Source organism: Streptomyces roseoverticillatus (assembly GCF_000719265.1).
In the GTDB taxonomy this organism is placed as follows: Bacteria; Actinomycetota; Actinomycetes; order Streptomycetales; family Streptomycetaceae; genus Streptomyces; species Streptomyces roseoverticillatus.
This window is the reverse complement of sequence record NZ_JOFL01000022.1, coordinates 44,413-71,373: the sequence shown is the minus strand read 5'-3', so window position 1 is coordinate 71,373 and position 26,961 is coordinate 44,413. Positions and strand designations below refer to the sequence as shown.

At 72.6% G+C, this 26,961-nt stretch carries 26 protein-coding genes; 11 read left to right on the top strand and 15 right to left on the bottom strand.

All coding sequences use genetic code 11. From position 1 onward, the window contains the following. The first annotated feature begins 180 nt into the window (after positions 1–180). From IF61_RS0125040 to IF61_RS0125010, 7 genes are all read left to right on the top strand, one after another. Positions 181–1,248, top strand: coding sequence for a PLP-dependent cysteine synthase family protein (locus IF61_RS0125040; RefSeq protein ID WP_211264932.1), 1,068 nt, complete (start codon positions 181–183; stop codon positions 1,246–1,248). Further along, on the top strand, positions 1,245–2,531 hold the full coding sequence (locus IF61_RS0125035; protein WP_030368787.1) for an ATP-grasp domain-containing protein: 1,287 nt from the start codon (positions 1,245–1,247) through the stop codon (positions 2,529–2,531). Before IF61_RS0125040 ends, IF61_RS0125035 begins: the two co-directional genes overlap by 4 nt. Beyond that, the gene (locus IF61_RS33535; protein ID WP_052393008.1) at positions 2,528–3,172 is read left to right on the top strand and encodes an NADPH-dependent FMN reductase; all 645 of its coding nucleotides are present in this window, start codon (positions 2,528–2,530) and stop codon (positions 3,170–3,172) included. The genes IF61_RS0125035 and IF61_RS33535 overlap by 4 nt, the downstream gene beginning before the upstream one ends. Before the next feature lie 14 nt (positions 3,173–3,186). Continuing rightward, a complete protein-coding gene (epsC, locus tag IF61_RS0125025; protein ID WP_052393007.1) occupies positions 3,187–3,813 on the top strand; it encodes a serine O-acetyltransferase EpsC in 627 nt (208 codons plus the stop codon). Then, complete coding sequence (locus IF61_RS0125020) at positions 3,810–4,475, top strand: class I SAM-dependent methyltransferase (RefSeq protein WP_043190594.1); 666 nt, start codon at positions 3,810–3,812, stop codon at positions 4,473–4,475. The genes epsC and IF61_RS0125020 overlap by 4 nt, the downstream gene beginning before the upstream one ends. Before the next feature lie 139 nt (positions 4,476–4,614). Continuing rightward, entirely contained in the window at positions 4,615–5,898 is a 1,284-nt protein-coding gene (locus IF61_RS0125015) for an MFS transporter (RefSeq protein WP_052393006.1), read from the top strand. 59 nt (positions 5,899–5,957) lie between these two features. Further along, positions 5,958–6,773 (top strand): VOC family protein, encoded by an 816-nt coding sequence (locus IF61_RS0125010; RefSeq protein ID WP_030368782.1) that lies wholly within the window; start codon positions 5,958–5,960, stop codon positions 6,771–6,773. Positions 6,774–6,929: 156 nt separating this feature from the next. Here IF61_RS0125010 and IF61_RS0125005 read toward each other — a convergent pair whose 3' ends face one another. From IF61_RS0125005 to IF61_RS0124995, 3 genes are all read right to left on the bottom strand, one after another. Beyond that, positions 6,930–7,643 (bottom strand): SDR family oxidoreductase, encoded by a 714-nt coding sequence (locus tag IF61_RS0125005; protein ID WP_030368781.1) that lies wholly within the window; start codon positions 7,641–7,643, stop codon positions 6,930–6,932. Then, positions 7,640–8,047 carry a 5-carboxymethyl-2-hydroxymuconate Delta-isomerase gene (locus IF61_RS0125000; protein WP_030368780.1) on the bottom strand — a complete coding sequence of 136 codons (408 nt, stop codon included), beginning with the start codon at positions 8,045–8,047 and terminating at the stop codon, positions 7,640–7,642. The genes IF61_RS0125005 and IF61_RS0125000 overlap by 4 nt, the downstream gene beginning before the upstream one ends. Before the next feature lie 180 nt (positions 8,048–8,227). Beyond that, on the bottom strand, positions 8,228–9,667 hold the full coding sequence (locus IF61_RS0124995; protein ID WP_030368779.1) for an MFS transporter: 1,440 nt from the start codon (positions 9,665–9,667) through the stop codon (positions 8,228–8,230). A gap of 139 nt (positions 9,668–9,806) precedes the next feature. Here IF61_RS0124995 and IF61_RS0124990 point away from each other — a divergent pair, with 139 nt between their 5' ends. After that, positions 9,807–10,178, top strand: a complete 372-nt coding sequence (locus tag IF61_RS0124990; protein WP_030368778.1) for an ArsR/SmtB family transcription factor — start codon at positions 9,807–9,809, stop codon at positions 10,176–10,178. On the opposite strand, the gene IF61_RS0124985 is transcribed toward IF61_RS0124990, so the two are convergent. The 11 genes from IF61_RS0124985 to IF61_RS0124935 form a co-directional block, all read right to left on the bottom strand. Next, the gene (locus IF61_RS0124985; RefSeq protein ID WP_030368777.1) at positions 10,075–11,466 is read right to left on the bottom strand and encodes a hypothetical protein; all 1,392 of its coding nucleotides are present in this window, start codon (positions 11,464–11,466) and stop codon (positions 10,075–10,077) included. The two genes, IF61_RS0124990 and IF61_RS0124985, sit on opposite strands and share 104 nt — an antisense overlap. A 2-nt stretch (positions 11,467–11,468) precedes the next feature. After that, the gene (locus tag IF61_RS0124980; RefSeq protein WP_030368776.1) at positions 11,469–12,371 is read right to left on the bottom strand and encodes a fumarylacetoacetate hydrolase; all 903 of its coding nucleotides are present in this window, start codon (positions 12,369–12,371) and stop codon (positions 11,469–11,471) included. A gap of 85 nt (positions 12,372–12,456) precedes the next feature. Further along, on the bottom strand, positions 12,457–14,205 hold the full coding sequence (locus IF61_RS0124975) for a thiamine pyrophosphate-binding protein (protein WP_030368775.1): 1,749 nt from the start codon (positions 14,203–14,205) through the stop codon (positions 12,457–12,459). Between the two features lie 3 nt (positions 14,206–14,208). Continuing rightward, positions 14,209–15,402: a mandelate racemase/muconate lactonizing enzyme family protein gene (locus IF61_RS0124970; protein ID WP_078660476.1), complete on the bottom strand. Its 1,194-nt coding sequence runs from the start codon at positions 15,400–15,402 to the stop codon at positions 14,209–14,211. Then, positions 15,395–16,273, bottom strand: coding sequence for an alpha/beta hydrolase (locus IF61_RS0124965; RefSeq protein WP_030368773.1), 879 nt, complete (start codon positions 16,271–16,273; stop codon positions 15,395–15,397). Before IF61_RS0124965 ends, IF61_RS0124970 begins: the two co-directional genes overlap by 8 nt. Positions 16,274–16,289: 16 nt before the next feature. Then, entirely contained in the window at positions 16,290–17,987 is a 1,698-nt protein-coding gene (locus IF61_RS0124960; protein WP_030368772.1) for a GH3 family acyl-acid amido synthetase, read from the bottom strand. Between the two features lie 201 nt (positions 17,988–18,188). Continuing rightward, positions 18,189–19,181, bottom strand: coding sequence for an aldo/keto reductase (locus IF61_RS0124955; RefSeq protein WP_281178046.1), 993 nt, complete (start codon positions 19,179–19,181; stop codon positions 18,189–18,191). Positions 19,182–19,348: 167 nt separating this feature from the next. Further along, positions 19,349–19,546, bottom strand: a complete 198-nt coding sequence (locus IF61_RS0124950) for a hypothetical protein (protein WP_030368770.1) — start codon at positions 19,544–19,546, stop codon at positions 19,349–19,351. Continuing rightward, on the bottom strand, positions 19,543–20,226 hold the full coding sequence (locus IF61_RS33530) for an OvmZ protein (protein ID WP_157848658.1): 684 nt from the start codon (positions 20,224–20,226) through the stop codon (positions 19,543–19,545). The genes IF61_RS0124950 and IF61_RS33530 overlap by 4 nt, the downstream gene beginning before the upstream one ends. A 228-nt stretch (positions 20,227–20,454) precedes the next feature. After that, positions 20,455–21,072: a TetR/AcrR family transcriptional regulator gene (locus tag IF61_RS33525; protein ID WP_052393004.1), complete on the bottom strand. Its 618-nt coding sequence runs from the start codon at positions 21,070–21,072 to the stop codon at positions 20,455–20,457. A 215-nt stretch (positions 21,073–21,287) separates the two neighbouring features. Further along, complete coding sequence (locus tag IF61_RS0124935) at positions 21,288–21,914, bottom strand: ScbR family autoregulator-binding transcription factor (RefSeq protein ID WP_030368767.1); 627 nt, start codon at positions 21,912–21,914, stop codon at positions 21,288–21,290. Between the two features lie 213 nt (positions 21,915–22,127). On the opposite strand from IF61_RS0124935, the gene IF61_RS0124930 reads away from it, so the two are divergent. From IF61_RS0124930 to IF61_RS0124920, 3 genes are all read left to right on the top strand, one after another. Beyond that, positions 22,128–23,291: a ScbA/BarX family gamma-butyrolactone biosynthesis protein gene (locus IF61_RS0124930; protein WP_030368766.1), complete on the top strand. Its 1,164-nt coding sequence runs from the start codon at positions 22,128–22,130 to the stop codon at positions 23,289–23,291. Beyond that, positions 23,285–24,511 (top strand): acyl-CoA dehydrogenase family protein, encoded by a 1,227-nt coding sequence (locus tag IF61_RS36620; protein ID WP_107043123.1) that lies wholly within the window; start codon positions 23,285–23,287, stop codon positions 24,509–24,511. Before IF61_RS0124930 ends, IF61_RS36620 begins: the two co-directional genes overlap by 7 nt. 267 nt (positions 24,512–24,778) lie before the next feature. After that, a complete protein-coding gene (locus tag IF61_RS0124920) occupies positions 24,779–25,444 on the top strand; it encodes an HAD family hydrolase (RefSeq protein WP_030368764.1) in 666 nt (221 codons plus the stop codon). A 228-nt stretch (positions 25,445–25,672) separates the two neighbouring features. Here the strand turns inward: IF61_RS0124920 and IF61_RS0124915 are convergent, their stop codons facing one another. Next, complete coding sequence (locus tag IF61_RS0124915; protein ID WP_030368763.1) at positions 25,673–26,803, bottom strand: uroporphyrinogen-III synthase; 1,131 nt, start codon at positions 26,801–26,803, stop codon at positions 25,673–25,675. Positions 26,804–26,961 lie beyond the last annotated feature (158 nt).

Here is a 26,961-nt window from a genome sequence, read left to right as displayed (position 1 = left end):
TCCGATTCATATTCCCACCTGCCCCGACACGGCTCCCCCGGAGGAAGTAATAAGTCATCTTCCGGATCGAGAAGTGAGGGACGTCACATCCCCCGTTGATGTGAGCATTCCTTCACCTAGGGTGATCGCGCTGCCTTGGAACGTGCATATGAACGCGTAAATCGCTCAGGGAGGCTGACGGTGCATCAGGCCGGAAACAACACGTATTCCTCTCACCCCGCCCCCCGCCCCGAACCACTCGAAGCGCCCTACCCACCCGGCAGTCTGGACCCCGCCCGCGCCGCGGTGGACACCGCGGCCGTGGCCGAACGGCACCCCGCGTACGCGAAGTTCGGCCAGGAGCTCGGCAACACGTCCCTCATCGAAGTGCCGGGCGTCCCCGGCGGCGCCACCGTGCTCGCCAAGTGCGAGTGGGAGAACCCGGCCGGCTCCATCAAGGACCGCGTCGCCCACGCCCTGCTCGGCAGCGCCCTGCAGCAGCACGGCGACCGCCCGCCCGGCGAGCTCCGCGTCCTGGAGTACTCCGGCGGCAGCCTCGCGAACGCCCTCTCCCGCCTCTGCGCCGACCTGGGCGTCCCCGCCCGCTTCGTCCTCTCCTCGGCGAGCCCCCGCAGCCTCCTCGGCGCGCTCGCCGAGCGCGGCGCCCGCGTGGACCTGGTGGACAAGGAGCGCGGCTTCCTCGAAGTCGTCCGCGAGGCCCTGCGCATCGCCGCCGCCGAGCCCGGGTGGACCCTGCTCTACCAGCACCGCAACCCCGCCAACGTGCTGCTGCAGGAGCGCACCACCGGCGCCGAGCTGATCGCGCAGCTCGGTGGCCGCGTCCCCGACGCCTGGGTGGCCTCGATCGGCACCGGCGGCACGCTGATCGGCGTGCTGCGCGCCCTGCGCGCCCGGTTCCCCGCCGTGCGGGCCGTCGGCGTCACGCCCGCCGAGCTGCCCTACGGCAGCGAGGAGCCGCCCAACGGGCAGCGGAAGTACGCCGGGTCGGGCGGCATGGGCCACGGGATCAGGCAGCCGTTCGTGACGCTGTACGACGACGAGACCGAGCAGCGCACCGTCTCGTACCCGCGCGCCTTCGCCGCCATGGGGGAGTTCCACGACCTCACCGGCCTCCGGATCGGCAGCTCGGCCGCCGCCAACTGGCTGGCCGCCAAGGAGGTCGCCGCCGCGCTGCCGCCGTCGGCGACGGTCGTCACCGTGTTCCCCGACGCCGGGACGCCCGAGGAATGGGAGCAGCTCGGACGATGAGGAAATCTCCCGCGCACCTGGTCCTCGTCGAGACGACCCCCACGGCCGGGTTCAAGATCGTGGCCGAGGCCCGCGCGCTCGGCCACGACGTGACCTTCGTGGCCCACTCCCTCGATCCGTACCTCGCCGCGGAGGGCGGCGAGGAGGCGCTGCGGACGCCGACCCGCCTGCTGACCGGGGTCCCCACCACGGACCCGGGCGGCCTGCTCGACGTCATCGGCGCGCTGCACCGCAAGCACCCCGTGCACGGCCTGCTCGCCCTCAGCGAGGGCCACCTGCCGGCCACGGCCGAGGTCGCCGAGGCGCTCGGCCTGCCCTTCGAGAGCGCGGCGGTGATGCGGCGGCTGCGCGACAAGCACGCCGTGCGCGGGCTCCTGGCCGCCGCGGGCGTCCCGCAGCCCGCGTTCCGGCGGGCCGGGACGCCCGAGGAGGCCGTGGCCGCGGCCGGGGAGCTCGGCTACCCCGTCGTGGTCAAGCCGGCCGACGGCTTCGGCTCCCTCCACGTCGGCGTCGCGAACGACGCCGCCGAGGTGGCCGGGCTGGCCGGGGCCATCGCCGGGGCGCGCTCGTACGGGCGCGGTGTCGCCGGCAGCGGCGTGGCCCTGCTGGAGGCGTACGTGCCGGGCCCGGTCGTCAGCTGCGAGATGGTGACCGTCGACGGCACCAGCACCCCGTACGGCTGCGTGGATCGCATGCTGGCCCCCGCGCCGCACCCGGTCGAGCTGGGCGGCTGCTTCCCCGCCGAGCTGGACGACGACGTCCGCGACGCCGTCGTGCGCGTGGTCGCCGACGCGCTCGCCGCCGCCGGTGTCCGGCGCGCGCACACCCACACCGAGGTGGTCCTCGGGCCGGACGGCCCGCAGATCATCGAGATCAACGGCCGGCTCATCGGCGGCTACGTCCCCACGATGATCAACTACGTGCTGGGCCGGAACGTCTACCACGACGTCATCGAACTCGCCCTGGGCGGCAGCCCGTCGCCCTCCCCGGCGCGCGGCGCGGGCTGCATCCGGGCGATCACCGCCCCGGCGCCCGGCGTGCTCGCCGGCATCGACGTGAAGGCGGCACGCGGCACCCCCGGGACGGCCGAGGTGATGCTGCACGCGCGCCCCGGGCAGCCGGTGCGCCCGGCCCGGAACAACTTCGACCGGCTCGGCTTCCTCATCACGACGGCCGCCACGGCGGCCGGGGCGAGGAAGGCGGCGGAAGAAGCGCACGCCCTCGTACAGGTGACGGTCGAGGACGGCGCGGATGCCACGGACGCCGCGGAGGGTGCCGCGTGATCCGTTTCCGTACGCTGTGCGTGGCCGGGAGCCCGAGCCGCGGGTCCCATACCCGGGCGCTGGTCGCCCACGTCGGCCGCCTGCTGGAGCGGCGCGGCTCCGAGACCTCCCTGGCGGACCTCGCCGAGCTCGGCCTGCCGCCCAGCCACCCCGGCCACTACTGGAGCGCCGAGCCCCACCCCGTGGCGCGGGCGCGCGAGTTCATCGATGCGGTGCGTGCGAGCGACGCGCTGGTCCTGGGGACGCCCGTCTACCACTCGGGGTACTCGGGGCTGCTCAAGAGCGCCGTCGACCTGCTGCCGCGCGACGCCTTCGAGGGCCGGGCCGTGGCCCTGGTGTCGCACGCGGGCGGGCCGCGCGGCTCGGCCACCGCCTGCGAGCAGCTGCGGCAGGTGGTGAAGGCGCTCGGCGGCTGGGCGGTGCCGCTGCAGGTCAGCACGGTGACCGCGGACTTTACGGGGGGCTCCGCGGGGGACTTCGCGGACGGGCGGCGGACGCTGGACGAGGCCGGACCGGTGCATGCCCGATGCGAGGAACTGGCCGACCAGCTGGCGGGCTTCACGCGCGCGATGCGCAAAGCGGGGGCTCTGGACGACCGGGCGGAGAGCCGGATGAACGGCCGGGCGGGGGTGGCGGCTTGAGGATGAGCTCGAGGATGAGGATCGTCCCCCGTACGGGCCGCCCGGGCCCCTTGCGCCGCCTGCGCGAGGACCTGGAGGTCGTGGCCGACCGCGACCCCGCCGTCCGCAGCCGGGCCGAGGCGCTCCTGTCCCCCTTCCTTCCGGCCCTGTGGCTGCACCGGCCCGCGAGCAGGCTGCACGCGCGGGGCCACCGGGTCACGGCCCGCGTGCTGTCGCTCGCCGGCCGCTTCCTGTCCGGCGGCGTCGACATCCACCCAGGCGCACGCGTGGGCCGGCGGCTGTTCATCGACCACGCCGCGGCCGTCGTCATCGGCGAGGACGCCGTGATCGGCGACGACGTCACCCTCTACCACCAGGTCACCATCGGCGCCGTCGGCTGGTGGCGCGACCGCCGGCGGCTGCCCGGCGAGCGGCGCCACCCCACCCTCGGCGACCGGGTCGTGGTGGGCGCGGGCGCCTCCGTCCTCGGCCCGGTGAGCGTCGGCGACGACAGCCTCATCGGCGCGCACGCGCTGGTGACGACGGACGTCCCGGCCGGGAGCCGGGTGTGCGCCCCCAGGAGCGAGATCCATCCGAAGGGCAGGCCGGTCCTGGCACGGGCCGGCGGCACGGAAGCGAAGAGGAAGAGAAGCGGCCTGTGACCACGAAGAACCCCGGCACCGACGCCGGCACGAGCACCGGTGACCCGTACCGCGAAGTCCTCCGCGAGGCCTTCGTCCGGCGCTACGAGGAGGGCGCGGACTCCTGGAGCGAGGAGCCGGCCATGCGCGAGCTGGTGCCCCTGCTCTGCACGGAGCTGGCGGCGGGCAGCAGCGTCCTTGACATCGGGGCGGGCCGCGGCCGCGACGCGGAGCTCCTGCTGGCCGCGGGCCACCGCGTCACCGCGGTCGACCTCGTCCGGCTCCCCGAATGGCAGGACATGGCCCGCCGCTACGGCGCCGCCGCGTCCTTCGAGGTGGGCGACTTCGTGGACATGGCGGGCGGCCGTACCTATGACGCGGCCGTCGACAACGGCGTCCTCCACCACCAGGATCCCGCCGGCTACGCGCAGTACCTCGCGAACGTACGGCGGCGGCTGCGGCCCGGCGGGCTGCTGGCCGTCAGCCTGTTCACCACCGCGGAGGGACTCGCCGAGGGCGTCCTCAACCGCGCCGAGGACGGCCGTCTGTCGCGCTGGTTCAGCGAGCGGGAGGCGACGGAGCTGCTGGCCGGCGCCGGGTTCACCGTGACCGCCGTCCGCACCGTCCGCAGGGAGCTGCCGGGCCTGGCCTACCTGCTGGTCCTCGCGCGCCGCGACGCGTAAGCCGTGCCGCGACGCGCAGCCCGTACAGGCGCACAGTCCGTACAGACGCGTAAGCCGTGCCGCGACGGGTGAGCCGTACAGCCGCGTCAGCCGCACCCCCGTGTAAGCCGTACAGACGTCAAGGGTTTGGTAAGTACTGATGACCGCTCCGTCCCCGAGGGGGCCCGCCGCGGCGGGCTCCGTCCCCGCCCCCGCCGCCGGGCCGGGCAGCCGCATGTTCGCGTCGCTCGCCGTGCGCAACTACCGCTACTTCTTCTTCGGACAGTTCGTCTCGAACTCCGGCACGTGGATGCAGTTCGTCGCCCAGGACTGGCTGGTCTTCCACCTCACGGGCAGTACGTTCGCGGTGGGTGTCACCACAGCGCTGCAGTTTCTGCCGGTGCTGCTGTTCGGCCTGTTCGGCGGCGTCGTCGCCGACCGGTACCCGAAGCGGCGGATCCTGCTCGCCACGCAGGGCGCGATGGGCCTGTTCGCGGCCGCGCTGGCCGTGCTCACGCTGTCCGATGCCGTCGTGGTCGCCCACGTGTACGTCTTCGCGTTCCTGCTCGGCCTCATGAACGTGTTCGCCAACCCGGCGATCCAGACGTTCGTCCCCGAGATGGTCGGTCCCGAGCGCCTCGCCAACGCGGTCAGCCTGGGCGCCGTCAACTTCCAGAGTGCCCGGCTGCTCGGCCCGGCCGTCGCGGGCCCGCTGATCGTCGTGATCGGCAGCGGCTGGGCGTTCGCCCTCAACGCCGTCTCCTACCTCGCGGTGATCGCTTCCCTCCTGGCCGTCCGCGCCGGCGAACTGCGCCCGGCGAAGCCCGCGTCGCGCGAGAAGGGCCAGATCAAGGCGGGCCTGCGACACGTGCGGGAGCATCCGCAGCTCGTCCTGCCGATCGTCCTGGTCGGCTTCGTCTGCACCTTCGGCTTCAACTTCCCGACGCTGCTGTCCGGCTTCGCGTACAACGTCTTCAACGGCGGCGCGAAGGAATTCGGCTTCCTGACGACGGCGGTCGGGCTGGGGGCCCTGGTGGGGGCGCTGCTGTCGGCGCGCCGGCGCAGCGGCAGCGCGGTGGTGATGGTGGGCACGGCGGCGGCCTTCGGCGTGCTGGAGGCGCTGACGTCGGCGGCGGCGGGCGTCTGGTGGTTCGGCGCACTGATGGTGCTGGTGGGGCTGCTGAGCGTGACGTTCGCGACCACGGCCAACGCGCTGGTGCAACTGAACACGGACCCGTCGATGCGGGGCCGCGTGATGGGCCTGTACATGCTCGTCTACACGGGCGGGACGCCGGTCGGCGGCCCGGTGGTGGGCTGGGTGGTCCAGCACTACGGGGCGCGGGCCGGAATCCTGGCGTGCGGGCTGGTGGCGGTGGCCGCGGCGGCGGTCGTGGGGCTGGTGGCGCTGCGCGCTCCCCGTGCGGGTGCGGTCCCGGGTGATTAGCGTGGCTACGGGGACGTAGGGGGTGTAAGGGGCGTAACCGCCCGGAAGGAGCCGGAGCCATGGCCGCGCAAGCAGAGGGCATGCCGTGCTGGGCCGACGCGATGTTCACGGACGTCGAGGCGGCCAAGGATTTCTACGGTGACGTCCTGGGATGGACCTTCGGCGAGAGCGCGTCGGAGTTCGGCGACTACACGCAGGCGTACGCGGACGGCAGGGCGGTGGCCGCCGTGGTGCCGCCCATGCCGGGCCAGGAGGGCCACTCCGCCTGGTGCCTCTACTTCGCCTCGCCCGACGCGGCCGCCACCGCCGCGAAGATCCGGGCGGGCGGCGGCGAGGTGCTGATGGACCCGATGACCGTCGGCGACTTCGGCACGATGCTCCTGGCCCGCGATCCCTCGGGCGTCGCCTTCGGCGTCTGGCAGGCCGGCACCCACGAGGGCTTCGAGAAGCGCGGCGCGGCCGGCGCGTACTGCTGGGCCGAGATCTTCACCCGCGAGCCGGACAAGGCCGACGCCTTCTTCCCGGCCGTGTTCCCCTTCGGCGTGCAGCGCATCGCGGGCGACGCGGACACCGACGGCGAGGAGATCGACTTCAAGCTCTTCACGCTCGGCGGCGATCCGGTGCTCGGCCGGATGGTGATGGGCGAGGAGTTCCCTCCGGAGGTGCCTCCGCACATCCAGGTGTTCTTCGCGGTCGGTGACTGCGACGTGGCGGTCGCCAAGGCGACGGAGCGCGGCGGCGAGCTCAAGTTCGGCCCGATGGACAGCCCCTTCGGCCGTTTCGCGGCACTGACCGATCCCCAGGGCGCGGCGTTCGCCGTCATCGACCTGGGGGCGACGACGGGGAAGATGCCGGAGCTGACGGACGAGAAGTAGCTGATGGCCGAGAAGCGAGCCGACGGACGGCAGCCGACGGATGACGAGTGGGGCCCGGTGCCGCCGGACGGGCCGGAACGCGCGGACGGTAGCCGTGGAGAAGGCTGCCGGGTTCCGCGGGACCGGCCCGTCCCGGAGACAGGGCCGCGGTCGTGATCAGGCGATCGCGCCGCCGCCCTCGATGAACAGCGTGGTGCCCGTGGTGTACGGATTGCCCGCCACGTAGAGGATCGCGTCGGCGATGTCCTCGGGCTCGCCCACGCGGCCGACGGGCAGCCGCTGGGTTGCCGCCTCGTACATGGCCTCGCGGTTCTCCGCGGGGAGGGTGTCCCACAGCGGGGTCCTGATGAGGCCGGGGGAGACGGCGTTGACGCGCAGCGGTGCGTACTCCAGGGCCAGCCCGCGGACGAGGGCCTCCAGCGCGGCGTTGATCGCGCTCTGCAGCGCGGCCGCCTTCCCCGGCCGTACGGACAGATAGCCGGTGACGATGGTCAGCGAACCGGTGGGCTGGATCCGCAGCACGCGGGCGAGGCGGTACGCGCCCCAGAACTTGCTGTCCATCGCGGCGCGGGCGGCGTCCAGCGGCAGGGTGTCGACGCGGCCCATCGGCGTGTCCGCCGCCGTGATGACGACGTGGTCGAACGCGCCGGCGGTGCCGGCGAACGCCTCGACCGCGTCGTCGTCGGTGATGTCCAGGACCTGGCCGGTCGCGGAGGTGCCGAGGCCCGCGAGCGCGGCGTCGAGCTTCTCCTTGGAGCGGGAGGCGATGGTGACGAGGGCGCCTCGTGCGGTGAACTGCCGGGCGGTGGCCAGGCCGACGCCGGAGCTCCCTCCCACGACGAGGACGCGCTTTCCTTGGTAGTCGGTCACGGTGTGGTGCTCTCCTGTAGGACGGGGACCTGGGAGGCCAGGTCCTCGGATCGGGTGCGGGAATAGCTCTCACGGTTCAGCTCGGTGATCTGAACCGATATGTCGCAGGAGGTCTCCGTCATCGTCCGCCGGAAGTGCCGGCCCAGGACGCGCAGGGCCTCCTGGCTGATGCGGCTCTTGGTGTCCGCGGTCTTGCCCGCGAAGGTGCGGATGTCGAGGTTGACGAACGCCTGCTCGTACGTGCCGTCGCCGATGTAGGCGTTCAGCCGGACGACCCTGCTCTTGAAGTCCTGGACGCGGAAGCCGCCGACTTCCGAGAGCGCAGCATGCAGTTCCCTGAACAGGCCGGCTTCGTCGACCGATTCACGGATGTTGCCCGAGTGCTCGAGCATGAGGTGCGGCATGCCGATTCCTTTCTTCGTGTCTCACGTGGTGATGCCGGCGTATACCTCCTCCTCTTGGTGCCTCGTGGGCATCTACCGACGGCGGATACGCCGGCATGACGGAACCGCCGGCACGGGGCCGGCGGTTCCGGGTCTGTGGGTGTTCCTGCGGGTGTCTTCCGTGGGAGTCCCGCGGTCGGGCTACTTCGCCGGGACGGCGGCCTTGGCGCCCGCCGGGGCGGCGGCGGGGGCGGAAGCGGCCTTCGCGGCGCGGTGGATGCCGAAGGCGCTCAGCAGCGCGCAGCCCACCAGCGCCGCCACCGCCCACCCCAGGGCCGTCTGCAGCCCGGAGGTGAAGGTGTCCGACTTGGCGTCGCCGACGATCAGGCCCATGATCGCGACGCCGATCAGGCCGCCCAGCTGGCGCGAGGCGTTGAGGACGCCGGAGGCGATGCCGATGTTGCCGGAGTCGACCGCGGAGAGCATGGCGTTCGTCATGGCCGGGACGACCAGGCCGATGCCGAAGCCCGCCACCAGGAACTGGGCGACGATGGCGAAGTACGAGCCGGAGTGCACGGCCGGGAGGGTGCCGAGGTAGCCCAGGGCGGCCAGCGAGCTGCCGGTGATGAGCACGGCACGGGCGCCGTAGCGCTTGGCGAGCGGGCCGCAGGACAGGTTGGCGGTCATGATCGCGGCGGTCATCGGGAGGAACGCGAGGCCGGCGACGATCGGCGAGTAGTTCCAGACGGACTGGAAGAACAGGCTGAAGACGAAGATCAGGCCGTAGAAGGCGAAGTTGACGAGGACGCCGATCAGCGAGGTCGAGGTGAACGCCTTGCGGCCGAAGAGGTGCAGCGGCAGCATCGGGTCGCTGCTGCGCTTCTCGGCGGCGATGAAGGCGATCGTCGCGACGGCGAAGACGACGAGGCTGCTGATGACGAACGCCGAGCCCCAGCCGCGGCCGTTGGCCTCGATGATGGCGGCGGTGAAGGTGCCCAGCGCGACCACGGCGAGCACCTGGCCGAGCAGGTCGAAGGAGCGGCGCGGGGCGTCGGCGGCGCGGACGGTGGCCGGGGCGTTGGCCTGGGTCAGCCAGATGCCCACGACGGCGATCGGGACGTTCACGAAGAAGATCGACCGCCAGCCGAGCTGGTCGATGAGGACGCCGCCGACCACCGGGCCGAGGGCGAGGGCGAGGCCGCCCGCGGCGGCCCACAGGCTCACGGCCTTGGCGCGCTCGCCGGCGTCGGGGAACGACTTGTTCACGATCGACAGCGAGGACGGGACGATCATCGCCGCGCCCAGGCCCTGGACCACGCGGGAGACGATCAGCGCGACGAGCGTGGTGGAGGCGCCGCAGGCGAAGGACGCCACGGCGAAGAGCGCGAAGCCCACCTGGTAGATCCGCTTCGGGTCGAAGCGGTCCCCCAGCGATCCGGTGGACAGCAGGAACGCGGCGAAGGTGAGGGTGTAGCCGTTGATCACCCACTCCAGCCCGGAGAGGCTGCCGCCGAAGTCCTTGCTCAGCGCGTCGGTGGCGACGTTGACCACGCTGACATCGAGGATGACGACGACGAACCCGAGGCAGGCCGCGAGCAGCGACAGCTTCCTTTTCGCAGTACTGGGTTCACTCTGGGACATGCCTATTCCTAAAGGTCGGTCGGACGGGGGTGGGGAGGGTGAGGGCGCTCGACGCGAATAGACTGTTCGATGCGAGGCGAACACGTAGACTGTACGCAGATCATCGAACACTTTGCAATCGTTCGTCAGGAAGGCCGTTATGACCAAGGGAAACGTCGCGGCTCCGGCGCCGCACCGCACGCCACCGGAGCACGTCCATCCCCGGGACGTGGCCCTGGAGACCGCGCTGGCGGCGCTCTCCGATCCCGTACGGCTCGCGCTCGTACGGGAGTTGGCCGCTGCCGAGGACTGGGAGCGCACCTGCGGCAGCTTCGACGTGCCGGTCCGCAAGGCCGCGCTGAGCCATCACTTCGCGGTGCTGCGCTCCGCCGGGCTCATCGAGCAGCGCGACGCGGGCGCCAAGCGGATCAACCGGCTGCGCCGGGCCGAGTTCGAGGAGCGGTTCCCCGGGCTGCTGGCGCTCGTCCTGCGGCAGCAGGAAGCGGGCGGAGGCCCGCGGCCGCGGGGATAGCGACGGAGCCGTACGGACGGCGCGGGCGCGGATCCTCGCCGGAGGCCGCGCCCGCCGCCAGGGCGATGCGCTCGCGCAGCAGCTTCGCCGTGCCCTCGGCGACGGACGGGTCCACGCTCGGCGTGCCGTACGACAAGGCCAGGCCGAACGCCCCGCGGAACGTCGAAAGGTGCAGCACCAGCGCGTAGTTGGCGCCGGTGCGGTTGACGACCGTGCGGAAGCCCGTCACCCGGCCCGCGTGCGCGCCCAGTGAGGCGTCGACCGGGCCCACGTTGGTGATGCAGATGCCCGGGGCGCTGCCGGCGGCCGCCGCGGCGGCCGCCGCGGCCCGGATCTCGTGGTGCGGGCGGGCCTGCGGCCGCCAGGCGGCGTCGGCCGCCCGGAAGCCGTTCCGGTACGCCTCGGCGTGGTCCTTGAACGACCCGCCGCCGAGCCGCAGCGGTGCCCGGGCGACGCTGATGAAGCAGCCCAGGTCGGTCAGGGACTCCTCCTCGGTGTAGCGGCGGCGCAGCGACACGGCGGTGAAGAACTCCACCTCGTCGCGGCCGGTGGCCAGGGCGAAGGACTCGGCGAGCGCCGTCGCGAAGAACTGGTTGACGGTCAGGCCGCGGCGCCGGCAGTAGAGCTTCACGGCCTCCGACCCGGCGGGCGACAGGTCGACGGGGACGAAGGCGGTGCCCCGCTCCTCCCACGGCGCGCGGACGGCGAACGGGATGCCGGGCGCGGGCGCGTCCGGGAGGGCCGGAAGGCCTTCCGCGCCGGGTGCCGGCGCGGTGTACGTCAGCTCGTCGCCGTTGCGGGAGAAGGGCTCCGGCGCGGCGTACCCCGGCGCGCCGAAGAGCTCTTCGAGGAGCACCCGCAGGGTGCCGCCGGTGGAATGGCCGTCGGAGACGGCGTGGTTGCGCGTGAAGTAGAGGTGCGTGACGCCCGCCCGCACGTCGGCGGCGGCCCGCAGCCGCCACAGGGCGCCGCCCGTCGGCAGGACGTCGTTGAGTTCCTCGCCCAGGAGGTCCTCGGGCGACCGCCCGGCGGGCATCGGGCCGTGGCGCAGCTGCTCCGGCCCGGGCCCGGGCCCGGCGGCGAACCAGAGCGACCCGTCCCGCTCCTCGATGCGTGCCCGCAGCAGCGGGAGGCGGTGCGCCCAGCGCCGGACGGCGTCGCCCAGCTCGGCCGCGCCGATGGGGGCGTCGATGCTGATCCAGGTGGTGACCTGGGTGTTTCCCTTCAGCAGGGCGTGCATGTGGGCGAAGGACGCCTCCACGTCGCTGAGCTTGCGGATGAGCTCCACGGTCAGTCCCCCTGCCGTTCGGCGCCGTCCCAGGCGATGGTGTTGGTCAGGGCGACGCCGTGGCTCGCGACGTCGATGGTGAGCCGGTCGCCGTGCGCGATGCGGAAGCCGGCGTGGAAGCTGCTGCGGTCGGCGCCGATGAAGACGTAGTGCACCCGGCCGGGGTGGTGCAGCGGCGGGTAGGCGAAGAGGTGCTCGATCATGCCGTCGAGCCGGTAGGCCAGGGCGTCGGTGCCGGTGGTGAAGCCGCCCTCCCAGGCGGTCACGCCGTCCCGCTCCACGGAGACCTTGCCGGTGACGGAGCGCGGCGGCTCCCCGGCGAAGAACCAGGGGGAGACCGCCGCGTCGCACAGCTTGGCGTACGAGAGGTGGCCGTTGTTGCGCTTGAAGCGGCCGATGTCGGTGAGGTCGTTGCCGAAGGTGTGCCCCACGTAGCGGGGCCGGCCCTGCTCGTCGTCGACGTAGATCAGGACGACCTCCGCCTCCTCGCACACGGCGACGGCCGCGGCGGGGACGGTCAGCTCGTCACCGGAGACCCGGAGGGAGGTGCCGAGCCCCTTGAAGAACCAGTTGGGCTGCGGGCGCTCGCCGCCGTCCTCCGCGGCCTCCTCGGAGACCTTGACGTTGTGGGTCTGCATGAAGCCGCTGACCAGCGCGTTCCCCGGCTCGTTGGGGAGCAGCGGAGGAAGGTGGCGGATCTCGTGGCGGCGGTCGGCGGGCACGGTGACGGCGGGGCCGGCCGCCTTGGCGGCGGCGGCGAACGCGGCGGCGTCGTAGCCCGCGGCCGCGAGCGCCGCGCCGTGGTCGTTCCCGGCGCGGTAGAGGTGCAGCGGTGCTCCGTCGGCGGGCTCGTCGAAGCCGACGAGCCGCTCGCCCTGGTACGTACATGCGAAGAACTGGGTCACGGCGGAACGCCCTCCAAGGACGTCGGTGGGGTCGGTGGGGGGGGGAATAGGGGGCAGCGCGGGGGGAGTGCGGGGCGCGGGCCGGTTACTCCATGAGGATCTCGACGAGCGCCGGCTTGCCGTTGGCCTTGATGAACGCGACGGCTTCGCGGACGGCCGGGGCGATGTCCTCGACGGCCTCGACCCGGGGCAGGGCGTGGACGTTGTACGACTGGGCGAGGGTGACGAAGTCGACGGGGTTGTCGTAGAAGCTCGTCGCGATGTGCGCGCGGTCGATGTCGCGGTCGCGGTTCCCGGCGACGCGCTGCGCGTGCTGCGTCGAGTTGAGGTAGAGACGGTTGTTCATGACGACGGTGAGCAGCGGCACTTCGTACGCGGAGAGCGTCCACAGGGCGCTGGGCGTGTAGAGGAAGTCGCCGTCGGACTGGAGGTCGATGACGATGCTGCCGTCGCCCTTGTGGGCGAGGGCGGCGCCGACGGAGGCGCCGAGGCCGTAGCCGAGGCCGCCGCCGCCGTTGAGCCCGAGGTAGCTCTGCGGGCGCTCCAGTGGCCAGAGCTTCTTCACCCAGCCGTCGATGGTGAGGCTGCCGGTGTTGGCGAGGATCCAGGTCTCGTCGCGCACGGCGCGGTGGATCTCGTCGACGGCCGCGGCCACGTTGATGACCTCGTTGCCCTTGGCCTCTTCGGCCTGCTCGGCCCAGGTGAGGCGGGCGCGGGTGTGGGCGGCGGCGATCTGCTTGACGCGCTCGTCGCGGCGCTCGGTGAACTCAGGGCCGGCGAAGCCGGGGGCGCCGGCCCGTTCGCGGAGGGCGGTGATGCTGCCCAGCGCGTCGGCGGCCACGGCCTGCTCGACGGGCACGAACTGCTGGTAGTCCGCTGCCCACTTGCTGGTGAGGAGGTCGTTGGCGCCGATGGTGACGACGTGGGCGCCGTTCGCGGGCCTGCCCTGGTCGTCGAGGTCGAGGAAGGCGCCGAGGGCGCCCACGAGGTCCTGCACCTCCAGGGCGAGCACCAGGTCCGCGTCCTTGAGGAAGCCGGCGTCCGCTCCGGAGAGGTTGAGCTCGTGGGTGCTGGGGAAGTTCAGCCGGTTGCCGCGGTCGATCACGGCCAGGCCGAGGGTCTCGGCGAGGTCGGTGAGCGGGGCCACGGTCCGGGGGTCCTGGCCGGAGAAGTCCGTGATCAGGACGGGCAGGCGGGCGTCGCGCAGCCGGGCCGCGAGGCCGTCGGCGGCGAGGGCGTCCAGCGGGGGCAGCCCGGTCGGGGCCGTGGCGGACGCCGGGAGCAGGCGCACGCCGTCCTCGACGGGCTGTTCCTGGACGTCGAAGTCCAGGGCCACGAAGACCGGGGCCTTCATCGGCGTGTTCATCAGCTTGAAGCCGCGGTAGAGGGACTCGACGGTGGCCCGCTGGCCGATCGGCTGGTCGCACCACTTCACGTAGTCCTTGACCACGGACTCGATGTTCTGCGAGGTGTGGATCCAGTCGATCCAGGGCCGCCGCTTGCCCGCGTCGACGGGGCCGTTGCCGCCGAGGACGAACAGCGGCACGCGGTCGCACCAGGCGTTGAAGACGGCCATCGAGGCGTGCAGCAGGCCGACGTTGGCGTGCACGAAGACGCCCATGTGCCGGTTGCTCGCCTTGTGGTAGCCGTGGGCGATCGCGACGGCGATCTCCTCGTGGCAGGCCATGACGATCTCCGGGGCGATCTCCGCGTTGTCCTCGTGGACGAGGGAGTCGTGGACGCCGCGGAAGGACGCGCCGGGGTTGAAGGTCACGTGGTCGATGCCCTGCTGGTGCAGGAACTCGACGATCAGGTCGGAGAAGTACTTGCTCATGCCTCAGCCTTCGTAGCTTTCGCCGCCGCCGCCCACGGGCTGCCACCGGTCGGTGTCCGGGGCGTAGCGGAGCACGGCCCATGCGCGGGCGCTGTCGTCGAGGGCCATCCCGAACCCGGCGCCTTCGGCGGGCGAGATGGTGTTGGCCGCGCGGTCCACCGCGGGCGGCGGGGTGACGATCATCCGTTCGAAGAAGCGGTCGGACTGGCCGGCCTCGACGGTGATCGCGTCCCGGTGCCGGAAGGCGAGCTGCCGGCTCGCGGCGATCAGCGGCCCGGTCTCGGCGACCTGGACGCCGATCTGGAACGCGATGCCGTGCTCCCGGGCGAAGTCGATGATCGCCGCCGAGTTCAGCAGCCCGCCGCACTTGGCGACGCGGACGTTGAACGCGTCGGCGGCACCGGTGCGCACCGCCGTGCGGGCATCGTCGAGCGTGCACAGCGATTCGTCCAGCATGACCGGCACGCCGGTGGCGCGGCGCAGGTCGCGCAGCCCGTCCCAGGAGCCCTTGCGGAGCGGCTCCTCGATGAGGCCGGCGCCGCAGTCCGCGAGCCGCTTGATGTTGCCCAGCGCCTCGTCGTAGGTCCAGCTCATGTTGGCGTCGACCATGACGGGGACGCCGGGCCCGAGGGCCTCGCGGATCGCGCTGACGGTGCGGGCGTCGCGCTCGATGTCGTCGGACGCCTTGACCTTCACGAAGTGGAACGGGCCGCGGGTCGCCAGGAACTCCTCGACGCCGGTCCCCAGGTCGATGACCTGGGAGACGGGCAGCGGCGCCCGGCCGTCGCCGGACGGGCCGGGCCCGGCGGGGCGGATCAGTTCGCCCACGCCGCGCCCGAGCCGCTGTCCCAGGAGGTCGAGGACCGCGGTTTCCAGCAGACAGATCAGGTTGTTCCCGCCGGCGACGCCGAAGGTCCGGGCGAAGCCGTCCCGGCGCAACAGCTCCAGCAGCTCCTCGCTGCCGGTGGTCCGCAGGCGTTCCAGCAGCCGCCGCATGGGCACCCGCTGGAGTCCGGCGCGGACGCCGTCCGTGGTCTCGCCGGTGACGTACGGGCGGGGGGCGCACTCGCCCAGCCCGGTCACCCCGCCGGCGGTGAGCGCCAGGACGAGGCTGTCGGACCGGCGGCGGCGCGCCGCGGGGTGGTCGAAGGACACCCGCATCGGCAGCGCCGCGTGGTGGAGCAGTGCCTCATCCATGGTGGTCCAGACCCGGTATCAGGGCGTACGTGGACGACCAGGTGACGAGGCTGGTGCGGACGTCGGTGTAGTAGAGGTAGTGCTGGTGCGTGGGGAGCTTGATGATGCCGCCGCGCCCGTTGGTCATCTCGATGAACGTCTTGTGGGCGTCGTCGAGGTCGACGATCGGGTCGGTGAGCCCGGAGACGTAGCTGACCGGCACGTCGGGGAGCTCGCGCCGCGGCTCCAGGTAGAGCTTCTCCAGCTCCAGGAGGGTGGCCCGCGAGCGCCGGGTCAGCGCTCTCACGGCCAGGTCGTCGTTGTCGATGTAGTGCTGATACTTGACGTTGTCGGTGAAGTCCGCGGACTCCAGGCCCGCGTCCCACAGCTCGGTGCCGTCCTCCGCGGCCAGGGCCGCGCGCTGCTCCTCGGAGAGGGTGGCGTGCAGCTTGCCGAGCCAGGACGAGCAGAAGACCGCCGAGTCGTAGGGGACGTCGAAGTCCGGGTGGTGCATCAGCGCGGCGAGGAACGAGCCGCCGAGGCAGTGCCCGAACAGCTGCAGGGGTGTGTCCTCGCCGATGATGCGGCGCACGGTGGCGAGGGCCGCCGCGTAGTCGCCGATGACGGTGGCGGCGTCGGGGAGGTCCTGGCGCTCGCCGTCGCTGATGCCGCTGCCGCGGCGGTCGAGGACGAAGAACGCGATGTCGTTGTCGGCGTACTGCGGGCCGACCTCCCACAGCCAGCCGGCGTGGCTCTGCAGGCCGTGGAAATAGAAGATCGCGCCCTTGAGGTTCTTGGGGCGCCACAGGTGCAGCGCGAGGTCCGCGCCGTCGCGCCGTACGTACGTGATCTCCTTGCGAGTGTTCTGCGGGGGGCGCTTGAGCTCCAGCATGGCGGTGCCTTCCGGGTCAGTCGCCGACGATGTCGGCCACGAAGTCGATGTCCTGCTGAAAGGGCTTGTACTTGTACTGGGTCGCGTTGCCGGCGGCGCGGCGTCCCTCGACGTACGCGTTGATCGCGTCGTGCGGCACGGTGACGACCTCGATGGGCCGCAGCCGTCCGCTGTCGCGCTTGGACGCGTACTCGATGTTGATGGTCTTGAGGGCCTCGTCGATGCGCCCGGACAGCTCGGCGTCGATGGCCCGGTCGCTGCCGTGGCTCTCGACCAGGGCGACGTAGTGCGGCGGCTCGCCCCACTTGGGACCGCACATGTAGAGGCCCATGTCGAGCCCTTGTTCCGCGACGCCCTGCTCGATGGCCTGCGTCACCTGGGCCTCGGTGATCTTCTCTCCGGTGAAGGAGTGGAAGACGCCGTCGCGCCGCACGAAGTGGATCCACGGCACGCCGCCCGTGCCGCCCTCGATGCGGTCGACGTGGTAGATGTCGCCGGTCCACAGCCGGTAGAGGCCGTTGCCCTGCGACATGATCAGGTGGTAGTCCCGGCCGGCCTCGACCTCGTCGAACAGCAGCGTCTCGACGTGCTCACCGCGCTCCACGAGCTCGCCCAGCGGCACCTCGGCCGGGACGAACTCGTAGAACGCCTGGCTGATCGCCAGCGGCTGGCTGTGCGGGGTGTCGTCCACCGGGATGGTGGTGACGCCCTCGGTGCCGCAGCTCATGAACGGCAGCTTGGCGACGCCGGGGAAGACCGCGTCGAGCTTGCTCTGGTAGAGCCCGGCGGAGGCCGACAGCCAGCAGCTGTAGAGCGTGAGCGAGGGCCAGACGTCCTTCAGGCTGAAGCCCGGCTTCCGGAGCACCGCCGCCAGGTGGTCCGCGGCGGCCGGATCGGGCTCGCCCCACGGCTCGCCCTCGACCGTGCCCTCGCGCAGGTCTCGCACCAGGCTCTTGCCGTGCGCCTCGATGAGGTCGCGCAGCGAGATGAGCGTGCTGGGGTTGATCGACGAGATGTAGTGCAGGTTCTTGCCCAGGAGGTGGCGGATGCGGTGGTACATCCGGCCCTCGTGGGAGGTCGGCGTGGCCGGGCCGAACCACGGGGCCTCGTACCACGGCGGGTTCCAGTCCCGGGTGTTGATCTGCGGGTGCCGGTTGCTGATGGCCTGGTGCTCGACGCCGTGCACGAAGTCGCTGACGTCCTCGCGGACGGTCTGGGTGTCGAGCGTCGCGTAAGGGTGGGCGAGCAGCTCGGGGTGGTGCTCCAGGTAGGTGCCCCACATCGCCATCATCGCCGGGATGCGGTAGGTCAGCAGCCAGTGCAGCGTGTACGGGACGCGCTTGGGGGTTCCGGTCGTGCCGCTGGTCTTGAGCCAGCGCAGCACGGGGCTGCACGTGAGGGTGCCGCCCTTGGTGCGCGTCTCCCGCTCGATGACCTCGGCGAAGTCGTCGTACCGCATGATCGGCAGGACCTTGCGGAACGACGCCTTGTCCGAGGCGAGGACGTCGTAGTTGCGCTCCTTCCAGTGCAGGGAGGCCGCGCTGACGCCGATGATGTCGGCGAGGACGCGGTCCTGCGCGGTCGTGGGGCACTTCAGGTCGGCCATGAGGCGCTCGTGGGCCTGGCGGCACTCCTCGATGAAGCGGCCCCGGCGCGCCTTCCAGTGCTTCTGCCATTCCGTCGTGGAGTCCGTCTTGGAATCCGTCTTGGGCATGTCTGCTTCTCTCCGCATGGGTCGGCTGGGTGAGGGAGTGAGGGAGTGAGAGAGGTGGAGCGGGATGGAGCACGTGCGTACGGGGAGGCGGGGAAACGGCGAGCACCGGCGGAGGGGGAGTCCGCCGGTGCTCGGGTCGGGGGTTCGCCGCCGGGGCCGTCCGGGGGGGAGTGACGGCCGGGGCGGTGTCGTCGATCGCTGTCAGCGGTCGATGAAGGCCATCATCTTCTCGTTGTAGCGGGGGCCGGCGACCTGCGCGGAGGCGACGGTGTCCGCGATCTCGGCGAGCAGTTCGGCGCCGAGCGTCACGTCGGCCGCGGCCAGGTTCTGCTCCAGGTAGGTGCGGCGCTTGGTGCCGGGGATGGGCACGATGTCGTCGCCCTGGTGCAGCACCCAGGCGATGGCGAGCTGGGCGGGGGTGAGGCCCTCGCGGCCCGCGATGTCCTTGATCTTCGCGGCGATCGCCATGTTGTGGTCGTAGTTCTCGCCCTGGAGGCGGGGGTCGTGGCTGCGGAAGTCGTCCTCGGGGTAGTTCTCGGCGCGGTCGACGGCGCCGGTGAGGAAGCCGCGCCCGAGGGGGCAGAAGCCGACGAGGCCGATGCCCAGCTCGCGGAGGGCGGGCAGCACGCCGTCCTCCAGGTTGCGCTCCCACACCGAGTACTCGCTCTGCACGACGGACAGGGGGTGCACGGCGTGGGCGCGGCGGATGGTGTTCTCGCCGGCCTCGCACAGGCCCAGGTAGCGGACCTTGCCCTGCTCCACCAGCTCGGCCATGGTGCCGACGACGTCCTCGATCGGCACGTCGGGGTCGACGCGGTGCTGGTAGAGCACGTCGATGTGGTCCGTGCGCAGCCGGCTGAGCGAGGCCTCCACGACCTCCCGGATGTGCGCGGGGCGGCTGTTGACCTTGGCGGTCGAGCCGTCCTTCAGCTTCATCGGGAAGCCGAACTTGGTGGCGATGACCACCTGGTCGCGCTTGCCCCGGAGCGCCTTGCCGAGCAGCTCCTCGTTGTCGTACGGGCCGTACGCCTCGGCGGTGTCGAGCATGGTGACGCCGAGCTCCAGGGCCCGGTGGATCGTGGCCACCGACTCGGTGTCGTCGGTGGCGCCGTACCACTGGCTCATGCCCATGCAGCCGAGGCCGATCCCGGCGACCTCGAGGCCCTGACGACCGAGCTTGCGGTGTTCCAGCACGTGCTTCTCCGTTCCGGATTAAGGATCTTGGTGAGGGGTGCGTGATGAAGGGAGGTGGGTGCCGCCGGTGAAATACGGGCGGGGGGTGGTGAGTTAAAGGGGACTCGGGGCCCCGGTGCCGACGGGGGTGCGGCGCCGGGGCCCCGGCCGCGGGGTCCGGCCGGGGGTCAGCCGGACCGGTCGGAGTGGCGCGATCCCTGGACCACCGCGGCGAGTTCGTCGAGGTCGTAGGAGGCGCGCCGGGCGGTCCCGTAGCGGGTGATGCGACCGCGGTGGGCCCACTGGCGGATGGTGCCCTCGGTGACGCCGAAGGCGAGGGCGGCGACGTTGGTGGGGACGCGGCGTGCGCGCTGGGCGGGGGTCATGCCGCCGCCACCTCCTTCTTGAACCGGGGGTCCGCGAGGCGGAGCCACATGCTGGGGGGAAGCGAGTGGCCCGCGTCGCAGACCAGTCCGCGCAGCGCCGCTGCGCTGCCGATGGAGGAGATGGAGACCGTGCCGTGGCAGCCGGGCTCGGGGCAGTCGCCGACCGGGGTCGGCTCCACGGGGTCGGGGTCGATCACACGGCGCAGGCTGCCGGTGAGCTGCATGATCTCGTCGGCGGCAGCGCCGGCGGCCGGGTGCCCGGCCAGCCAGCCGAGGTGCGCGCCGAGGAACGATGCGAGCGCCGGGACGGTGCGCGGGGGGAGCGCGGTCAGCCGCCGCTCGTCGGCGACGAGGCCGGCCCACTCCGCGAGCGTGCCGAGGGCGCTCTCGCGGACGTCCGCGGTGCGGGGGTCGATCGGCAGGCGGCGCTTGCGGCTTCCGGAGACGCGCGGTGACATCCAGGTCCGGCCCTCGCCGGCCAGCTCGTGCTCGCTCTCGGCGAAGAGGCCGGGGATCTCGGCGAGTTGGCCGGCCAGCCGCTCCGTGCAGGGACGGCAGAGTCCGGCGCCAGCCCCGGCGGGCCGGGAGTGCGGGCGGGAGTCGCGGCGGGCGGGGGCCGCTTCGCTGCGACGGCACCGGGGCGAAGCGCAGAGGGGGTCGGCCTGTATCGGGGTGGTCACCAGTCCCATCTCCTGTTCATCCACTGTTAAATACCCTCCCGAAGGAATGTTTTTTGCTTGTGGAGATCCCATAGGGAGAGTCGAGGAAATTGAGCGAAGGACGCAATCGGCGTCGGGGTCCAGAAGACACAGTGGCTCGCGAAGAAGCGTGACACAGGTGCCGCGGCGAGCGCAACCCCTGATTTCCGGAGCCTGCCGAAAGCGCCGCTGACGAGACGTCATGCCTAGTCAGCGAGCGTCCGGCCGTACGGACAGGGCGGGTTGGGGGTGCGGGCTGAGCAGGTCGAGGAGCATCGCCCAGTCCTCCTCCAGGGCCGTCAGGCGGTCGTCGAGGGGCGGTGCGCCGGGTGCGAAGGGCGCTCCCCAGGCGACCGCGAGCAGCAGCCGGACGATGCGGTCGGGGGTGTATGAGGGGAGGAGCGTGCCCTCCTCCTGGCCGCGGTGCGCGAGGGCGGCCAGGCAGTCCCGTATCTCCGTGAGGGCCCGCGCCCCCCGGTCCGTGGTCAGGCCGGCGTCGGCGAACAGCCGCAGCGCCGCCCGCATGCGCACGTCCGACTCCAGCCGGCGGGCCAGCCCCAGGGCGGCGGCGAGCAGGCCGGCGGGCGCCGGATCCGCCATGTCGCCCCAAGTGGCCCGCAGTTCGTCCCAGACGTCGGCGAAGTGCTGGAGCAGGGCGTTCGCCAGGTGTTCCTTGGACGGGAAGTGTGCGTAGAGGGCGCCCTTCGTCATCCCGATGCGGGTCGCCACGGTCTGCAGGGCGGTGTTGGCGTACCCGCGCAGGGTGAACTCCTCGGCGGCGGCATTGAGCACCTGCTCCCTGGTGCGTCGGGCGCGTTCCTGGATCACCGGTTCCTCCGTAGTGTTGGTGTGCGGTCCCCCGGCGGTGTGGGGGAAACATACCCCCTGGGAGGAATGTTTTAGCCTGCTCCGGCGTCGAAGGGCAGGCAGGCCGGCATCGGGGGAAACCCGGCCGGCATCGGGCGAAGCCCGGCCGACGCCGAAGGGGGAGCCCACCAAAATGGTCGACTCCCCTCGTGTGCCGCGCTGTTGTGCCCCGCGGGTCACGCCCGCAGGGAGTAGAACAGCAGCTTCCGGGTCTCTTCCCAGCGCTCCGCGATGTCCTTGCGGTGCGAGAGCACGTCGGAGATGTGCTGCACGCCGAAGAACGACGACACCAGCGTCCGCGCCGCCGCCTCCGGGTCGACGCCCTCCCGCAGCTCCCCGCTGTACTTAGCCGTCACCAGGAGCGACTGCAGCAGCTGCGTCCAGTCCACGTACGGGGTCGGCAACTCAGCGTCGATGTGCGGGCGTTCGAGCTGGAGCCGGGCGCCCGCCTGCATCACGGGGTCGTCGCGGAACGCCACCGCGGCGCGCTTGAGGATCTCCTCCGCGGACTCCACGGGGCTCAGTCCCTCCGCCTGCACCTCCTTCACCACCTTGGGCCAGCGCCCGTAGTGCTCCTCGACGATGGCGACGGCGAGGGTCTCCTTCGTGGGGAAGTGGAAGTAGACCGCGCCCTTGGTCATGCCCAGCCGGTCGGCGATGTGCTGCATGGACGTGGCGCGGAAGCCCTGCTGGGCGAAGAGCTGGGCCGCCACGTGCAGGGTCTGTGCCCGCGTGCGGACGGCCCGGTCCTGCTTGAGTTCGGCCGTGGCGCGGACGGATGCCTTGCGCTGCTTGGTCGTCACACTTCTTCTCCTTCGGTGAGGCTGCGGAGCGGGAGGGTCCGGGGTGGGGAAAGCATCAAGCCCCGAGCCTCTTCCTTGCAATATACCTTCCCGCAGGTATATTTTTCGTTCATCAAGCACTGATCGAGCACTGAGCGTCTGTACTTCTGTACACCTGGAATGCCGTGGCCGCCTCACTCGCGCCGGGCGCTCCGTTCAAGGGGGAGTTCAATCGTGCACGTCAAAGCCGTTCCCGTTCCTGATTCCACCGCCGCGCCGCGTCCGGCGGGCGTCGCCGCTGCCACCGCTGCCAGGGCAACCGCCGGCACCGCAGCCGCCGCCACCGTGACCGCCGGCATCGTCGAATTGGCTCTCGGCGCCACCCGCCGCCTGAGCTTCGCACCCACCGTCCCGCGCCGTCTGGTGCACAAGGCCGCGGACAGCCAGGTCCTGCTCACCGACGCGCAGCGGGTGGGCCGTGACCGCTTCCTCGTGGCGGGGGCCTGGGCCCCCGACCACCTGCTGTACTACCCGGGCCCGTCCGGGGCGGGCGACCCCACGCTGCTGGTCGAGTCGATGCGCCAGGCGGCGATCTACCTCTCGCACCGGTTCTACCGGGTGCCCACGGAGGACGTGCACTTCGTGCTGAGCCGGCTGAGCGCCGATTTCGCGCCCGGCGGCCTGCCGTACGACCCGGACGCCGAGCTGCCCGTGGTCATGGACATCACTTGCGCGCGGGCCACCGCCAAGCCGGGGCGCTTCGCGATGCAGCTGTCCGTCTCCCTTTACATACACGGGCGTTGGTGCGGCCGCGCCGACTTCCGCTGGGCGGTGCTCCCGCAGGAGAAGTACGACGTGCTGCGGCGGCGCAACAGCCCGGCGGCGGACGGGACGGCCGGCCCGTCGGCCGGCCCGGTGGGCGATCCGCTGGATGACTCGATGGGCGACTCCTTCGTTCTCCGTCCGGCGGCCGTGGGCCGCCGCCACGACCGGGACGTCCTCCTGGCCGCCGACCCGAGGCTCCCCGCGAACACGTGGCGGCTGCGCCTGGACCGCAGTCACCCGGTCCACTTCGACCACGAGTCCGACCACGTGCCGGGCATGGTGCTGCTGGAGGCCCTGCAGCAGGCCGCATACGCCGGGTACGTACGGGAGTTCGGCCCGCTGGCCCGGCTGGCGCCGTGCGTGCTCTCCTCGCTCGAAACCGGGTTCCACTGCTTCGGCGAGCTCGACCGCCCCGTCGACATCGTGGTCGGCCCGATGCGGGACGCGGGGCGGGCCCGCGCCGGCTTCGAGGTCTCCGCCGTGCAGGGCGGCCGCACCCTGGCCGACGCCCGCTTCGTCAGCGCCGCGCCGTCCTGGTCGCTCTTCTCCGACCGGGAGGCCGTCTCGTGCTGAGCTCCTCGGCTCCGGCCTCCTCGGTTCCGGCCTCCTCGGTTCCGGCCCCCTCGGCTACGGCCTCTTCGGTTCCGGCCTCCTCGTCCTCCCTCGTCCCCGATGTCGTCCTGACGGCCGCCGGTCTCGGTGCCCAACTCTCCGAAGAGCACTGCCGCCTGCCGGGCGAGACGGCCGACGCCGTACGCGACGCGGGCTTCGCCCGGCACTTCGTCCCGCGGTGCTACGGCGGCAGCGAGGGCACGTTCGGCGAGTTCCTCACGGCGACCGCCACGGTCGCCGCGGTCTGCGCCTCCACCGCGTGGTGCGCGGCACTGTTCGCGGCGCACGGACGCCTCGCCTCGTACCTCCCCGAGCGGGCCCGGCAGGAGCTGTGGGGCGCGGGTCCCGACGTGCGGATCGCCGCGTCCGTCATCCCGCCGCAGGGCCGGGCCACCCTTGGTGAGGGCGGCTGGCTGCTCGACGGCCGGTGGTCGTACGCCAGCGGGATCGACCACGCCGAGTGGGTGCTGCTCGCGGGCTTCACCGAGGGTGCCGCCGGCCGGGAGCACCGGATCTTCGCCGTGCCGCGGGCCGAGGTGACGGTGCTCGACACGTGGCGGCCGCTCGGGCTGCGCGGCACGGGCAGCAACTCGGTACGCGTGGAAGACGTCTTCGTGCCGGAGTACCGGACCTTCACCCTGGACCGGCTGCTGCGCCCGCTGCCGGGCGGCGGGCGCTGTCACGGCGTGCCGTTCCCCATGGTGGCGGCGCTGCAGTTCGCCGCGCCGCTGCTCGGCGCGGCGGAGGCCGCGCAGACCCTGTGGACCGCCGCCACGGCGGGCCGCAGGCGGGCCGACGGCCGCGCCGCGGCCCTGACGCCCGCCGCCCGGCACCTGGCGGCGGAGTCCTCGGCGAAGATCAAGGCGGCGCGGCTGCTGCTGGCCGAGGTGGCGCACCGGGCGGACACGGCCGAGGCCACGCCCGCGGTGGTCGCGGAGTGCCGCCGGGACGCCGCCATGGCCGCCGCGCTGTGCGCGGAGGCGGTGGACCGGCTGTTCCACGCGGCGGGCGCGGGCGCCCTCGCCGAGGGCAACCCCCTGCAGCAGAAGTGGCGCGACGTCACGGCCGCCGCCGCACACGCGACGCTGTCGTTCGACACGGCCGCCGCGGCCTACGCCGACGCGGTCTTCCCCGATCCCGACGGGCCTGATTTTGACGGGCCTGATTCCGTACGGGCCTGATCTCGATGGGCCTGGTCCCGTACGGGCTGATCTCGATGGGCCTGGTCCCGACGGGCCTGGTCCCGTACGGAGCTTGGTCCCGACGGCCCTGACCCCAACGGGCCTGATTCCGTACGGTGCTTGGTCCTGACGGGCCCGATTCCGTACGGAGCCCGGTCCCGACGGGCCTGGTCCCGTACGAGCCCGATCCCGACGGGCCCGATTCCGAACGAGCCCAATCCCGAACGAGCCTGATTCCGACGAGCCAGAAAAGGGGGCCGACGGTTCATGACCACGAGGCCGGTGGCGTTCTTCGACGTCGACGAGACGCTGATCAGCGGCAAGAGCATGCTGCTCTTCCGGGACTGGTGGGACGCCCTCCACCCGCGGGGCGAGCGGCCCTGCGCCCTGGAGGGCAAGGACCGGAGCGAGCTGAACCGGGCCTACTACCGGCGCTTCGCGGGCGTTCCCGCGGCGGAGCTCCAGAGCGCGGGCCGCGAGTGGTACGGCGCGTACCGCTCGGACCCGCAGGCCTTCGTCCTCCCCGCCGTCACGGCGCTGCGCCGCCACCGGGCCCTGGGCCACCTGACCGTCCTGGTCTCCGGCTCCCTCTGGGCGGTCCTCGCCCCGCTCGCCGCCGACCTCGGCGCGGACCGGATCCTCTGCGCGTCCCAGCGCGTCGGCGACGACGGCCGCCTCACGGGCGAGATCGTCCGTCCGGTGATCGGCCCGGTGAAGGCGGAGGCCGCGGCGGTCCTCATGGCCTCGGCCGGCGCGTCCCCGGAGGACTGCTTCGCCTACGGCGACCACGAAAGTGACCTGCCGCTGCTGCGGTCGGTCGGCACGCCGGCGGTCGTCGGCGACGACCCGGTGCTGACGCAACACGCGCTACGGGAGGGCTGGTTGCGGCTTCCGACGGAGACGGGGGCGCTGCCGCTGGCGGCGGTGGGATAGAGGCATGCGGCGCCGGGTCTGCCCGGGCGGCAGGGGCTTCCGGGGCGCCGGTCCCTTGTGTCCGCCGCGGCGGTGATCAGCCCCCACGGCGGTGTCCGGCGGTGCCGGAGCGGCTTGAAGGGGTGCCGGCACCGCCGGACCGGTGGTGTGTGGTTGCCCGCCGCCGCGGCGGGAGAGGACGGCGGGCCCTCGGGCGGGGCCGGAGCAGCCCCGCCACGCGCCCCGGCCTCAGTCGTCCACCACCAGCCTGTACCCCCGCTTCGGCACCGTCCGGATCAGGCCCGCGTACGCGCCGAGCGCGCCGCGCAGCCGTCCCACCGCCGCCTCCACGGCGTGCTCGTCCGCCCGGGCCGCCCCCGCCCACACCCGCTGGAGCAGGTCGTTCCGGCTGAGGACCCAGCCCGGGCGGGCGGCCAGGGCGCGCAGGACCGCGGCCGGGACCGGGGGCAGCCAGATGGCTTCCTCGCCGGCGAGGAGGGCGCTTCCCTGGAGGACGAGGGGACGGTCGCCGGCGCGCAGGACCCGGCGGTCGCGGTCCGGGAGGGTGTCCGTGAGGGTGCGGACGAGGGCGCCGAGGCGGCCGCGCTCCGGCCAGGTCGTCGTGACGCCGACGTCCTCCAGGGGGCGGGCGCACAGCGGGCCGACGCAGACCGGCAGGACATCGCCCCGCAGCGCGGCGAGGACCTCCTCGTACAGGCCGGCCGCCTGCGCGGACTCCAGGAAGAAGACGATGGCCGGGGCGCTGGTGAAGGTGAGGGCGTGGACCTCGCGCCGTACGGTCTGCTCGACGAGGCGGCGCACCGCGTCGGTGTCCTCCGGCGGCGTCCACCGGTAGACCGGCACGTCGATGACTTCGGCGCCGCGCTCGCGCAGCGCGTCGGAGAATCCGTCGAGGGGCACGCCGTGCTCCTGCACGGCGATGCGGCGGCCGGTGAGGTCGCGGGCGAGGAGCCAGGTCAGGAGCTCGCCGGTAGCTTCGGAGCCGGGCGAGTACGCCTCCTCCAGGCCGCTGGCCCGCACCGCGCCCGTAGCTTTGGGCCCGCGGCTGAGGACCGCTGCGCCCCGGCAGGCCCCGGCGAGCCCCGCCCCGTGCCCCCAGCCTTCCGCGGCGCTCATCCAGCCCCGCCAGCCGACGCCGGTCGTGGCGACGACGTAGTCGAGCGGGGCGGCGAGGCAGCGCTCGGTGGCGCGGCGCAGCGCCACGTCGTCGTCGAGCGGGAGGATCCGCATGGTGGGCGCCTCGATGACCCGGGCGCCTCTGCGCCGGAGCAGCGCCGTGAGCTCGTCGCGCCGCCGGTCCGCGGTCACCCCGACGACGAAGCCGGTGAGCGGTCCTGTGCCAGCGCTGGTCGTTCCCATGCGCGCATGGTCCGTCGGCGGGGTTTCGGCGCCGTTGCGCCCCCGTCACACAAGCGTTAGGGAAAGCTTCCGGCACGTTACGGCAGATGTCGCAGTGCCTGCATGGCCCGTCCGGCCGTGTGAACGGCTTGTACCGGACAGGCAACATCGCCGACGTC

Coding starts and splice junctions, on each gene's coding strand:
- IF61_RS0125035 (WP_030368787.1), top strand. CDS start 1,245: ATGAGGAAATCTCCCGCGCACCTGGTCCTCGTCGAGACGACCCCCACG.
- epsC (WP_052393007.1), top strand. CDS start 3,187: ATGAGGATCGTCCCCCGTACGGGCCGCCCGGGCCCCTTGCGCCGCCTG.
- IF61_RS0125015 (WP_052393006.1), top strand. CDS start 4,615: ATGACCGCTCCGTCCCCGAGGGGGCCCGCCGCGGCGGGCTCCGTCCCC.
- IF61_RS0125010 (WP_030368782.1), top strand. CDS start 5,958: ATGGCCGCGCAAGCAGAGGGCATGCCGTGCTGGGCCGACGCGATGTTC.
- IF61_RS0125000 (WP_030368780.1), bottom strand. CDS start 8,047: ATGCCGCACCTCATGCTCGAGCACTCGGGCAACATCCGTGAATCGGTC.
- IF61_RS0124995 (WP_030368779.1), bottom strand. CDS start 9,667: ATGTCCCAGAGTGAACCCAGTACTGCGAAAAGGAAGCTGTCGCTGCTC.
- IF61_RS0124990 (WP_030368778.1), top strand. CDS start 9,807: ATGACCAAGGGAAACGTCGCGGCTCCGGCGCCGCACCGCACGCCACCG.
- IF61_RS0124975 (WP_030368775.1), bottom strand. CDS start 14,205: ATGAGCAAGTACTTCTCCGACCTGATCGTCGAGTTCCTGCACCAGCAG.
- IF61_RS0124970 (WP_078660476.1), bottom strand. CDS start 15,402: ATGGATGAGGCACTGCTCCACCACGCGGCGCTGCCGATGCGGGTGTCC.
- IF61_RS0124965 (WP_030368773.1), bottom strand. CDS start 16,273: ATGCTGGAGCTCAAGCGCCCCCCGCAGAACACTCGCAAGGAGATCACG.
- IF61_RS0124960 (WP_030368772.1), bottom strand. CDS start 17,987: ATGCCCAAGACGGATTCCAAGACGGACTCCACGACGGAATGGCAGAAG.
- IF61_RS0124950 (WP_030368770.1), bottom strand. CDS start 19,546: ATGACCCCCGCCCAGCGCGCACGCCGCGTCCCCACCAACGTCGCCGCC.
- IF61_RS0124920 (WP_030368764.1), top strand. CDS start 24,779: ATGACCACGAGGCCGGTGGCGTTCTTCGACGTCGACGAGACGCTGATC.
- IF61_RS0124915 (WP_030368763.1), bottom strand. CDS start 26,803: ATGGGAACGACCAGCGCTGGCACAGGACCGCTCACCGGCTTCGTCGTC.